Annotated in this window: 12 protein-coding genes; 4 read left to right on the forward strand and 8 right to left on the reverse strand. The window is 71.8% G+C overall.

From position 1 onward, the window contains the following. Nucleotides 1-5 precede the first annotated feature (5 nt). The 4 genes from U9R90_RS11480 to U9R90_RS11495 all read right to left on the reverse strand — a co-directional run bounded on the left by U9R90_RS11480 (nt 6) and on the right by U9R90_RS11495 (nt 3,284). A complete protein-coding gene (locus U9R90_RS11480; protein WP_411056323.1) occupies nt 6-611 on the reverse strand; it encodes a MarC family protein in 606 nt (201 codons plus the stop codon). Between the two features lie 101 nt (nt 612-712). Further along, nucleotides 713-1,576, reverse strand: a complete 864-nt coding sequence (locus U9R90_RS11485) for a PHP domain-containing protein (protein ID WP_411056324.1) — start codon at nt 1,574-1,576, stop codon at nt 713-715. 150 nt (nt 1,577-1,726) lie between these two features. Then, complete coding sequence (locus U9R90_RS11490) at nt 1,727-2,368, reverse strand: DUF6758 family protein (RefSeq protein WP_411056325.1); 642 nt, start codon at nt 2,366-2,368, stop codon at nt 1,727-1,729. A gap of 313 nt (nt 2,369-2,681) precedes the next feature. Next, nucleotides 2,682-3,284, reverse strand: coding sequence for a suppressor of fused domain protein (locus U9R90_RS11495; RefSeq protein WP_411056326.1), 603 nt, complete (start codon nt 3,282-3,284; stop codon nt 2,682-2,684). A gap of 481 nt (nt 3,285-3,765) precedes the next feature. On the opposite strand from U9R90_RS11495, the gene U9R90_RS11500 reads away from it, so the two are divergent. Both U9R90_RS11500 and U9R90_RS11505 read left to right on the forward strand, forming a co-directional pair. After that, nucleotides 3,766-4,881 (forward strand): magnesium and cobalt transport protein CorA, encoded by a 1,116-nt coding sequence (locus U9R90_RS11500; protein ID WP_411056327.1) that lies wholly within the window; start codon nt 3,766-3,768, stop codon nt 4,879-4,881. 33 nt (nt 4,882-4,914) lie between these two features. After that, the gene (locus U9R90_RS11505) at nt 4,915-5,460 is read left to right on the forward strand and encodes a hypothetical protein (RefSeq protein WP_411056328.1); all 546 of its coding nucleotides are present in this window, start codon (nt 4,915-4,917) and stop codon (nt 5,458-5,460) included. Nucleotides 5,461-5,969: 509 nt separating this feature from the next. On the opposite strand, the gene U9R90_RS11510 is transcribed toward U9R90_RS11505, so the two are convergent. Both U9R90_RS11510 and sigE read right to left on the reverse strand, forming a co-directional pair. Continuing rightward, nucleotides 5,970-6,926, reverse strand: a complete 957-nt coding sequence (locus U9R90_RS11510; RefSeq protein WP_411056329.1) for a zf-HC2 domain-containing protein — start codon at nt 6,924-6,926, stop codon at nt 5,970-5,972. After that, nucleotides 6,923-7,702, reverse strand: coding sequence for an RNA polymerase sigma factor SigE (gene sigE, locus U9R90_RS11515; RefSeq protein ID WP_411056330.1), 780 nt, complete (start codon nt 7,700-7,702; stop codon nt 6,923-6,925). The genes U9R90_RS11510 and sigE overlap by 4 nt, the downstream gene beginning before the upstream one ends. A gap of 142 nt (nt 7,703-7,844) precedes the next feature. Between sigE and U9R90_RS11520 the strand changes: the two genes are divergently transcribed. Next, nucleotides 7,845-8,561, forward strand: coding sequence for an O-methyltransferase (locus U9R90_RS11520; RefSeq protein WP_411057713.1), 717 nt, complete (start codon nt 7,845-7,847; stop codon nt 8,559-8,561). A 111-nt stretch (nt 8,562-8,672) separates the two neighbouring features. On the opposite strand, the gene U9R90_RS11525 is transcribed toward U9R90_RS11520, so the two are convergent. Next, nucleotides 8,673-8,840: a DUF3117 domain-containing protein gene (locus tag U9R90_RS11525; protein WP_003966491.1), complete on the reverse strand. Its 168-nt coding sequence runs from the start codon at nt 8,838-8,840 to the stop codon at nt 8,673-8,675. Nucleotides 8,841-9,185: 345 nt separating this feature from the next. On the opposite strand from U9R90_RS11525, the gene U9R90_RS11530 reads away from it, so the two are divergent. Beyond that, nucleotides 9,186-9,986, forward strand: a complete 801-nt coding sequence (locus U9R90_RS11530; RefSeq protein ID WP_411056331.1) for an enoyl-CoA hydratase-related protein — start codon at nt 9,186-9,188, stop codon at nt 9,984-9,986. 105 nt (nt 9,987-10,091) lie between these two features. Here the strand turns inward: U9R90_RS11530 and U9R90_RS11535 are convergent, their stop codons facing one another. Next, nucleotides 10,092-10,685, reverse strand: coding sequence for a DNA-3-methyladenine glycosylase I (locus U9R90_RS11535; RefSeq protein WP_411056332.1), 594 nt, complete (start codon nt 10,683-10,685; stop codon nt 10,092-10,094). Nucleotides 10,686-10,732 lie beyond the last annotated feature (47 nt).

Here is a 10,732-nt window from a genome sequence, read left to right on the forward strand (position 1 = left end):
GGCGGTCAGCTGCCCTGGACCACCTGGGTGACCCCGTTGATGATCTGCTGTACGGCGATCGCGGAGAGCATCATGCCCGCGAGCCGGGTCACCAGCACCACACCGCCGTCCTTGATGACCCGGATGATCAGCAGCGAGTAGCGCATGACCAGCCAGAGCACGATGTGCATCGCGACGATCGCGGCCCAGACCGAGACCTGGCCCTTGGCCCCGTCCGCGTTCTGCACCGCGAGGATCACCGAGACGATCGCGCCGGGCCCGGCGAGCAGCGGCATCCCCAGCGGCACCAGGGCGACGTTGACGTCCTTGGTCTGCTTCGGCTCGTCGGTCTTGCCGGTGAGCAGGTCGAGCGCGATGAGAAGCAGCAGCAGGCCACCCGCGATCATCAGCGCAGGCACCGAGACATGCAGGTAGTCCAGGATCTGGTGGCCGACCAGACCGAAGACGGTGATCACGCCGAAGGCCACGGCGACCGCCTGGAGGGCCATCTTCCGCTGCACCTTGGCCGGGCGGCCGGAGGTGAGCGCGAGGAAGATCGGGGTGACCCCAGGGGGGTCCATGATCACAAAAAGGGTGAGAAACAGGGATCCGAAAACGGCAGCGTCGAACACAGTGAGGCCTTGCGAGAGAGGAGCTGAAAGGGGGACGGGCGTCGGGGAGCGCAGCGCGGCGCCCGGCCCGGAGGCGGGAAGCGTCAGGGAGCGGGGCGGAGCTACGCTCCCGGTCCCCCAGCGCCCGGGACGGGGAACGCCCCGGCCGCACGGCGGGTGATCTCGCCGTAGATCTCGGGGTCGGTGGTGAACTCCCCGAGCACACAGGTCTTACGGCTGCCGTGGTAGTCGCTGGACCCGGTGGCCAGCAGCCCGAGGTCGGTGGCGAGTCCGCGCAGCCTGGCCCGGGTCGCCGGGTCGTGGTCCATGTGGTCGACCTCGATCCCGTCGAGGCCCGCGGCGGTCAGTTCGGCTATCGCCGACTCGGGGACCACCTCGCCGCGCTTGACGGCGAGCGGGTGCGCGAAGACGGTCACCCCGCCCGCGGCCTTGACCAGGCGGATCGCGTCGAAGGGGTCGAGCTCGTGCTTCTCGACGTAGGCCCGGCCGCCGTCGGCGAGCCAGTCGGGCGTGAAGGCGTCGGACACCGAGCGTACGGTGCCGAGCTCGACCAGCGCCTCGGCGATGTGCGGGCGTCCGACCGAACCGTCCCCGGCGATCCGCGCGACCTGCTCCCAGGTCACCGGGGCGCCGAGCTCCTGGAGCTTGCCGATCATCGCCTGGGCGCGCGGCACCCGGTCGTCCCGTACCAGCTCGCGCTCGCGGAGCAGCTCGGGCTCGTCGGCGTCGAAGAGGTACGCGAGCATGTGCAGACCGACACCGCCGAGGCGGCAGGACAGCTCGGCGCCGGTGACCAGGGTGAGCCCCGGCGGCAGCGCGGCGATGGCGGCGGCGTGTCCACGGGTGGTGTCGTGGTCGGTCAGCGCGACCACGTCCAGGCCGGCAGCGGCGGCGTTGCGCACCAGCTCAGCCGGGGTGTCCGTACCGTCGGACGCCGTGGAGTGGGTGTGCAGGTCGACGCGCACGCGGCTACTCCAGACTCTGACGGGACGTACGGGGAACGCTCAAGGATAACGTCCACGCCGAGCCGCCTTCACCGAACCAGACGCCCCGCGCGATCCGGACCAGGGCGGGGGCTCAAGGACAGACCGGGGGCTCAAGGACAGGACAGGCGGTCAGGTGCGCAGCAGGCGCGGGGACAATGCCCCGCACGGCACCAGCTCCACCTCGGCGCCCGCGTCCCGCAGATCCGTCAGTATCAACTCGTCGTACAGCAGCAGTCCCGACTGCTCGGGCCAGACCACCGCCCAGAGCCAGAGCCCGCACGCCTCACCGGCGAAGACCGCCCGGTCGTCCGGCGCACCGGAGACATGCCACAGCGGGGTCGGCCGACCGGCGGCCATCACCTTTACCTGCGGCGGCTTCTCGACACTCAGATACGAGCCCGGGTCGGGGCCCTCGATGCCCGCGTACCGCGCGCCCAGACCGACGCCGATCTCCTCGGCGACCAGCACCAGCTCGCCGACACCGCCGAGCGGTGCGGGCCCGGAGCAGGCGACGGCGGTGGCGCGCCCGCCGCTGCGGTCGTCGCCCGCGATGGCGACTCCGGTGAACAGCCAGCCGACCGGCAGCGGCCAGGGCATCCACACGGGGACCTGGGTACGGTGCACGACGACGCCGAGTGCCTCGACGCTGGGCGGGACCACAGGCTGCAGGGGATGCACGATCCCGTGCACGTCGCACTGCCAGGCGTCGGCGAAGAGGCCGGGAGCCCTGACCCGGCCACCGCACTTCGGGCAACTGGGTTCGCCCCTCATAGCGCCCAACAGTCCTCCCCGGCCGTCGCCGCGTCAAGGACGATCACCCGTCCGGGGGCCCGTGAGAGCCTGTGTCTGAACCCCCGCCTGCGCCCGCGCCCCGCCTGCGCCCGCGCTCCGCGCGGACGACGGGGGTTCAGACACAGGCTCTCGCTTTCGGGCCGCCGCGACCGGCCGACCCGGTGCCTTCCACGGTCGCGTGACAGGCCCGCGCGGTCAAGACCGCAGCGGCCGACCGAGTGCCTCCAGGGGCCACCGGGTGTCGAAGGGCACCCCTAAGAGCGCCCCGCAGACCGTGGGCCGCGACGGGCCATCAGTCGAGCGGTACCGACTTCCGTGCCGGGTCGCGCAGGTCCGTGCCGTGCGCCAGCCACCGCTCCTGCAGCGCCGCCGCCCCGTGCACCCGCTTCCACGCCGCCTCGTTGGGCGTCATCGGCAGCAGCGGCAGGAAGGTCACCGGGTCCATCGGCTCCGGCAGCTCCAGGTCCTCGACCAGGCCGCCGGACTCCGCGACCAGTACGGAGCTGAACTGCGCGCCGGGCCACAGCGGTTCACCCACGTCGAGCGAGGCACCGGGAGCCACCACCAGACCCTCGACCTGCGGCGACGCGGCGAGCACGGCCAGCGGGCGCAGCACCTTGTCGGTGTCGGCGACGCCGCCGCGCACCGACAGGATCAGCTCGGCGCGCGGGCCGCGCACCGGATCCGCGAGCGCCGCGGTGGGGTCGGTCATCGGCTGCCCTGACATCCCCAGCGTGGCGTACCTGACCACCGCGCTGTCGGAATCGACATCCCGTCCGGCGAAGCGCAGCACCTCGATACGGTCGGTCCCGAGGAACGTCACCGCGGCCCGCGCGCCGGGTTCGCCGAGGGCGGTACGCAGCCGGGCTTCCACCAGCTCAAGAACATCAGCCATGCGGCGAGCATAGAACTCGTACGGAACGCGCAAAGCGGCGCCTTGACGCGTCAGTCGGCTGATAGTCTTGGCCGCTGGTCAGGGCGACACGCAACGAGCACAGCAGCGTGGCTTTCGAGCCCGACATGAGGATCTCCCCTACGGGGGACCGGCCGGAGGAGGTGGGGCTGATGGATCGAAGTCGACCGTGCAGTACCACCCGTTCTTCCGCCAGGTGACTGCTCCTTTTCACCGAGGCTTCCCGTACCCGACGCGCAGCCGGGTAAACACCTGAAGCCCACGGCGCATCGCATGACGGAAGAGCATCTCGTCTCCGCTTGATCCGTTCCGCTTGATCTCTGTGCTTGATCTGTGTCAGTAGCGAAGCTGCCGCCGCGACGGTGCGGTGCCGCCCGCTTTGGCGACGTGACGTGAGCCGTACGTCCCCATTCCGGGCTGTGCCACCCCCGCGGGCAGCGCGTTGCGCGCGAAGGAGCCTGCCATGTCGATGATCCGCGACCTGCGTGCCGCCGTCCGCCCGTCCCTGCGCAAGAGCCGCGCCCCGTACAGCCCGTACGACGCGACCCGCGACCCCGGCGTCGGCACGGCCGTCGTGGACTGCGCCGTCTACCGCGACGGCCACCGCGTCGAGAGCGAGTCCACCCTCACCCCGCACGAGGCGATGCTGCGGGTGCGCCGCGACGGCGGCTTCGCCTGGATCGGCCTGCACGAGCCCACGGAGGCCGAATTCGCCGGTATCGCCGCGGAGTTCGGGCTGCACCCGCTGGCCGTCGAGGACGCCGTACACGCCCACCAGCGGCCCAAGCTGGAGCGGTACGACGACACGCTCTTCACGGTCTTCAAGACCATCCACTACGTCGAGCACGACGAACTCACCGCCACCAGCGAGGTCGTGGAGTCCGGCGAGGTGATGTGCTTCACCGGACGGGACTTCTTCATCACCGTGCGGCACGGCGGGCAGGGGTCGCTGCGGGCGCTGCGGCACCGGCTCCAGGACGACGCGGAGCTGCTCGCCAAGGGGCCTTCCGCGGTGCTGCACGCCGTCGCCGACCATGTCGTGGACGGATATCTCGCGGTCGCCGACGCGCTGCAGGACGACATCGACGAGGTGGAGATCGACGTCTTCTCCGCGCACCGCAAGGGCAGTTCGCGGAGCGCCGACGCGGGACGGATCTACCAGCTCAAGCGGGAGATACTGGAGTTCAAGCGGGCGGTCACGCCACTGCTGCGCCCGATGCAGCTGCTGAGCGAGCGGCCGATGCGGCTGATCGACCCGGACATCCAGAAGTACTTCCGTAACGTCGCCGACCACCTGGCGCGGGTGCAGGAGCAGGTCGTCGGCTTCGACGAGCTGCTCAACTCGATCCTGCAGGCGAACCTGGCGCAGGCGACGGTCGCCCAGAACGAGGACATGCGCAAGATCACGTCCTGGGCGGCGATCATCGCCGTGCCGACGGCGATCTGCGGTGTGTACGGCATGAACTTCGACTACATGCCGGAGCTGCACTGGAAGTACGGCTACCCGATGGTGCTGGCCGGGATCATCGGCGCCTGCTTCACCATCCACCGCACGCTGAAGCGCAACGGGTGGCTCTAGGTCCCGTCGTGGACCCGTGGCTAAGCTTCGCGCATGACTGCTGCCCCGGCCGCCGAGCCGACTGAAGAGCCGACTCCCGCGCTTCTGCTCGACCGGGCGCTGGCCGAGGAGGCCACCAAGAAGTCCGGCCTGATCTGGGTGCGGGGCGCCGGGCGGGAGCGTGCGCTGTGGCACGCGTGGCACGACGGCGCCGCGCATCTGGTGGGCGACGGGCCCGGCGAGCAGCCGCTGCCGGACATCGCGGACGGCGCGACCGTGACGGTCACCGTGCGCAGCAAGGACAAGGGCGGTCGGCTCGTCGTCTGGACCGCGAAGGCGGTCGAGTTGGCGCCCCGGTCGCCCCAGTGGGACGCGGCCGTCGCGGAGCTCCAGGGCAAGCGGCTGAACGCGGTGGACAGCGACCAGCTCACCGAGCGCTGGGCGCGCGACTGCCGGGTGCTGCGCCTGGAGCCGGACGCCGTCTCCACGGACCTGCCCACCGGGTCGCTCGCGGCGCCGCCGGTGGCCACCCCGGCGACCACCCGCCAGTCGGCGCCCGCGGCACTCCCCCGGCTCCTCATGAAGCGCCGCAAGCGCTAGGGGGCGTCTCTCCGATCTTCGCGGATCAGCCTGCGCCCGCTGCGAAGCAGCTGATGTCTCGCGGTGCGGTGCATCGGCGTGCGGCCGGATCGCCCTCGTACTGGACGTACTTGGGTGATTCGGCCGTGCGTCGAAGGGGGTCCCTCCCTGCTCAATGGGGNGGGGCCCAGGGGCCCGGCTCGCCGTAGGGCGGTGTGCCGTACCGGTCGGGGGCGTGCAGCGGGCGGCGCTCGGCCTCCGGCGCGGGTGCCTCGTCCATGGCGGCGGGGGCCGCGGTCGCGGCCTCGGGCTCGCTGCCAGGCGGCTGGTCCGTGCCCGGCTCCGTGGCGGCGCCCAGCTGTCCCTGCCGGGGACGGCTCCACCAATTCGCCTTCGCCCCGGTGGGCTTCCCCTCGTCCATGTTCTCCCCACAGCTGGTGCACGGCGCGGCCTACGGGCCGCACCCCCGCTTCGGCGGGCACGCCCACCGAGAATTCAATCAGGTTTACGAGGGTGCGGGCAGCGGCCGGTCAGTGCCCGGCCGCCTGCGCGTCGCCGAGCGGTGCCGACGGCGAGGGGGACGGCGTGCCGGCGGGGTGGGGCCGGGTCGGATACAGCGGCGCTTCGACGCCCCTGCGTATCAGGGGCCAGAGCGCGGCGTCCGCGGGGAACAGCGCGTACCCGCCGTCCGCGAGCAGCGGCGTGGCATACGGTCCGGTGAACGTCTGCGGCGGCCGCTGCGGCGGTCCTGGCACCGCGGGGCCCGCGATGCCGGGCGACGCGACCGGTGCGACGAGCACGTCGGACCGCTGTCCCTGGGACACCGAGGACTGGCCGCTGCCACGGCGGCGCTGCGCCTCGGCGCTGCTGGCGGCGCTGCCGCTCGGCACCCGCTGCTGCGGACTCGCCTTGGCGCCCCGCGCCTCGGCCGACTCGGCCGGTGTCGGGGTGCCCGTGGACACCCCGCCGAGCGCGATCGCGGCCAGCGACATCGCCCCCGCGGCCGCGAAGGCGAACCGGCGGCCACGTGAACCACCGGAGCGCTCGGGCGAGGTGGAGCGGCCGACCTCATGGATACGAAAGCCCCGCGCGCGTGGCGCGCCGGGCACTATCCCGCCGTGGGCGTCAGAGGGGCCGTAGCCGAACCGGTCCTGGCGCACGCCGAAGACGCCTTCGGCCTGCGCCCCGAAGGCTCTGTCGGCGAGGAGGCCCCCCAGCGGCGCGCCGGAGTCCCCCTGGTCGTCCTCGTCGTCCGAGGGGAGCCCCTGGAGGCGTGCCAGGAAGCTCGCGGACGGGCCCGGGGGCGCGGTGGAGGCGAAGTAGGTCTTGAGGCGGCGCTGGGCGTCGGCCTCCGCCTTGCACTTGGGGCAGGTCGCTAGGTGTGCGAGGACCCGCTCGCGGCTGTCATGGCCCAGCTCGCCGTCCACCAGGGCGGCGAGGCGGTCCCCGAGATGCTGCTCGGCAGGTGTCGGACAGGAGCCGTTCACGCGGTCGCGCCCCCTCCCTCCAGCGCCCCGGCGGCCGAGACCGCGAGCGAGCGGCGCTCGGCGCGGGCCTGGGGCGAGCGGTGCTGCAGGGCCTTGCGCAGCTGGGAGCGGCCACGGTGGATACGGCTGCGGACCGTGCCGAGCTTCACGCCCAAGGTCGCCGCGATCTCCTCGTACGACAGCCCCTCGATGTCGCAGAGGACCACGGCGGCGCGGAACTCGGGCGCCAGGGTGTCCAGCGCCTGCTGCACGTCCGCGTCGAAGTGGGTGTCCTGGAAGACCTGCTGCGGGGACGGCTCCCGGCTGGGCAGCCGCTCGGCGGCGTCGTCTCCGAGTGCGTCGAAGCGGATGCGCTGCTTACGGCGGACCATGTCCAGGAAGAGATTGGTGGTGATGCGGTGCAGCCAGCCCTCGAAGGTGCCGGGCGTGTACGTGGACAGCGAGCGGAAGACGCGGACGAAGACCTCCTGGGTCAGGTCCTCGGCGTCGTGCTGGTTGCCCGTCAGACGGTAGGCGAGGCGGTAGACCCGTGCGCTGTGCGTGCTGACGATCTCCTCCCAGGTGGGCGGAGTCCACGCCTGCGCATCCGCGTCGGTGGCGAAGGTCGCGGTCTGTGCGGAGGGAAAGCGGGAACGGACGTCAGCGGTGTTGGTCACGGATTTCGGCTCGCCCGCCGACCTGAGAAGGCGCCGCCAGCGCGGCACTCCGCCCCGATCACCGGCCGCAGCCGCACCTCCCCTGTCGGCTCTGGTGGTGTCCAGTGGAGCCCCTACCATAGCCACCTCGCCCGTTAGCTCCGGATAAGCGTTTTTACGTGAATTTGGAAGTCCGCACCGCGGCTCGGTGCCGCTGACGGGGCGCTTCTTCTTCACCTCCTCATAACGCCCGGTCCCATCTGCGGGTTCCCGGCGCCAACGGATACAGTCACGGGCAGGTCAAGGCCGCCGTACCACCGCCGTACAACCGCCGAGCTACCGCCGACTACGGGGACAGGAGAGGCTCATTACCGCCAACCGGCAGACGAGCTGGGCGTTCGCCGACGCCTTTGTCGCCGAGGACGAAGCGCTGCTCTGGGCCAGGGACCAGGCCAGGGCGTCCGGGCTGCGCGCGGTGTCTCCCGGTACCGGCGCCGCACTGCGGATGCTCGCGGCGACCGCGGACGCCAAGGCGGTGGCCGAGATCGGCACCGGGACCGGGGTGTCCGGCATCCATCTGCTGCACGGCATGCGCCCCGACGGCGTCCTGACCACGGTCGACGCCGAGCCCGAGCGCCAGCAGTTCGCCCGCCAGGCCTTCCGCGAGGCCGGGTTCGCCAGCAACCGCGCGCGGTTCATCCCTGGCCGCGCCCTGGAGGTGCTGCCCCGGCTCGCGGACAGCGGATACGACCTCGTGTTCTGCGACGGCGACCGGTTCGAGTTCCCGGAGTACCTCGCTGAATCGTTGCGCCTGCTGCGACCTGGCGGTCTGGTCTGCTTCGAGGGCGTCTTCGCGGACGACCGTACGGTCGACTCGGGGCCGCAGCCGGCCGAGGTACTCAAGGTGCGGGAACTCCTGCGCGCCGTGCGGGAGAGCCACGACCTGGTGTCCTCGCTGCTGCCGGTGGGCGACGGGCTGCTCTGCGCCGTCAGACGCTGACCGCGCCCCATGGCCAGAAGGTGGCAACCCGGGCGAACCGGACCTGGACGCAGTACTGCCCCGGCACGCTGTTAGTGTGCCGGGGCAGTGAAAAGTGAAGGGCGCTTCCGCTCAGCCGACGACCTTCTTAAGGGCGTCACCGAGCGCGTCGGCTTCATCCGGGGTCAGCTCGACGACAAGCCGACCGCCGCCTTCGAGCGGAACGCGCATGACGATGCCCCGCCCCTCCTTGGTCACCTCGAGCGGGCCGTCGCCCGTCCGCGGCTTCATGGCCGCCATGCTCGTTCCCCTTCCTGAAACCAGCTCATCGCAGCCGGCGGCCCCATGAAAGGTGCTGTGTCACCGGCATCGAACACATTGCTTCCAGGTCATTATCCCGCATCGCGGGACCCGATGAACAACATCGGTCTGCATCGCTTGCGCAACGCGCTCGACCAAAACCACTCAATTCGGCGATGTGGCTGCGATACTGCGCCACCGCGGGCACCTGGACGACCCCGAATTGTTTGACGCAGGTCACACCCTTCGGCGCCTGCCGGCACCGTGTGGTCTCCGTCATGCTGTGCTCTGCACGTATGTGATCTCTACGGATCGCTACCGATCTCGACGAAGGGGACCCCCGCCATGGCCGACACCGTGCTCTACGAGGTGACCGACGGGCTCGCGACGATCACGCTCAACCGTCCCGACGCCATGAACGCCATGAACACGGAGGCCAAGGTCGCCCTGCGGGACGCGGCGCAGGCGGCCGCGGCGGACCCGGCGGTGCGCGCGGTGCTGCTGACCGCGACCGGGCGGGCCTTCTGTGTCGGGCAGGACCTCAAGGAGCACATCGGGACGCTGACCGCCGCCCGTGAGGCCGGCACCGGCGACATGATGAGCACCGTGCGCGAGCACTACAACCCGGTGGTCCGGGCGCTGACCGAGATGCCCAAGCCGGTGGTCGCCGGGGTGAACGGCGTCGCCGCCGGTGCGGGATTCGGCTTCGCCCTGGCCGCGGACTACCGCGTCGTCGCGGACACGGCCTCCTTCAACACCTCCTTCGCCGGGGTCGCGCTGACCGCGGACTCCGGGGTCTCCTGGACGCTGCCGCGCGTGGTGGGGCCGGGCCGGGCGGCCGATCTGCTGCTGTTCCCGCGCTCCATCAAGGCCCAGGAGGCGTACGAGCTGGGCATCGCGAGCCGGGTTGTCCCGGGCGCGGACCTGGCGGCCGAGGCGGCGAAGGTGGCCCGCTCGCTGGCCGCGGGGCCGACGCTCGCGTACGCGGCGATCAAGGAGTCGCTGGCGTACGGGGCGGGGCACACGCTGGACGCGACCCTGGACAAGGAAGACGAGCTGCAGAGCCGGGCGGGCGCGTCGGAGGACCACACGATCGCCGTGCAGGCGTTCGTGGCGAAGGAGCAGCCGAGGTATCTGGGCCGCTAGGGGGCGGAAGCGGGTTTCTTCCCCAGCCCCGCCCCTTCCCGAAACTGGGGGCAAGCCCCCAGACCCCGATCGCCCTTCGGGCTCGTCCTCAATCGCCGGACAGGCTCAATTCCGCCAGGCGCAGCCCGCCACGTGGTCGTTCACCAGGCCGCACGCCTGCATCAGGGCGTACGCCGTCGTGGGGCCGACGAAGCGGATGCCGCGGGCCTTCAGCGCCTTGGACAGGGCCTTGGACTCGTCGGTGATCGCCGGTACGTCCGAGATCGTGGGCGGCGCCGGGCGCGTCGCCGGATCGGGGGCGTAGGACCAGATCAGGGCGTCGAGCTCGCCCGCGGGCCACTGCGCGAGCACCTTCGCGTTGGCCAGCGTCGCCTCGACCTTGGCGCGGTTGCGGATGATGCCGGGGTCGGCGAGCAGTCGGGCCGCGTCCTGGTCCGTGAAGGCCGCGACCGACGCGATCTTGAAGTCGGCGAAGGCGCGGCGGAAGCCCTCACGGCGGCGCAGGATCGTGATCCAGGACAGGCCGGACTGGAAGGCCTCCAGGCACAGCCGCTCGAAGAGCGCGTCGTCGCCGTGGACCGGGCGGCCCCACTCCTCGTCGTGGTACGCGATGTAGTCGTCCGCGGAGAGGGCCCAGGGGCAGCGGGGCGTGCCGTCGGGACCCGCGGGGGCCGGTGCGTGTGCGGCTGTGTCGCTCACTGGTGCGGTTCCTCGGACGGGGCGGGCGAATCGGGCGCGGCAGCGGG

The organism is Streptomyces sp. E11-3, from assembly GCF_046540415.1.
Classification (GTDB): domain Bacteria; phylum Actinomycetota; class Actinomycetes; order Streptomycetales; family Streptomycetaceae; genus Streptomyces.